Origin of the sequence: Pseudomonas sp. SIMBA_068, from assembly GCF_046534705.1 — a bacterium.
Classification (GTDB): Bacteria; Pseudomonadota; Gammaproteobacteria; order Pseudomonadales; family Pseudomonadaceae; genus Aquipseudomonas; species Aquipseudomonas putida.
Map to the genome: position 1 here is coordinate 1 of NZ_JAWRYI010000161.1, position 350 is coordinate 350.

A 350-nucleotide genomic window follows, 5' to 3' on the forward strand; every position below is an offset into this window, starting at 1 on the left:
GGGTAGCTCAGTTTAGCAGCCAGCTGAACGCCCTGTGCTTTGAATGCGCCGTTAGTCACGTTGCCTTTGTTAGGCATGCGACCCAGCCAGTCATAGCCCAGCTCGAAGCCCAGGTATGGATTTGCCTGGTAACCAACGAATGCACCTGCACCCAGCTGGCTTTCATGAGTTGGACCGTCATTGTTTTCGTAACCGTTACCGTAGTAACCAGTGTCGTGATACTGAGACCAGCCCAGTTTAGCACCGGTGTACCAGGTGTCATCTTTCGGAGCGGCCTGCGCTACGGTAGCGAAGCCAGCCAGTGCCACTGCAATTGCGATAGCTGTCTTTTTCATTTTGCGCCTCGTTAT

General features: G+C 53.7%; 1 protein-coding gene. It reads right to left on the bottom strand.

Going from position 1 to position 350, the window contains the following annotated elements; all coding sequences use genetic code 11:
- Positions 1 to 335, bottom strand: a 335-nt coding sequence (locus tag SB756_RS28655) for an outer membrane beta-barrel protein (RefSeq protein WP_410912893.1), incomplete at its 3' end; no start/stop codon positions are given.
- Between the last annotated feature and the right edge of the window lie 15 nt (positions 336 to 350).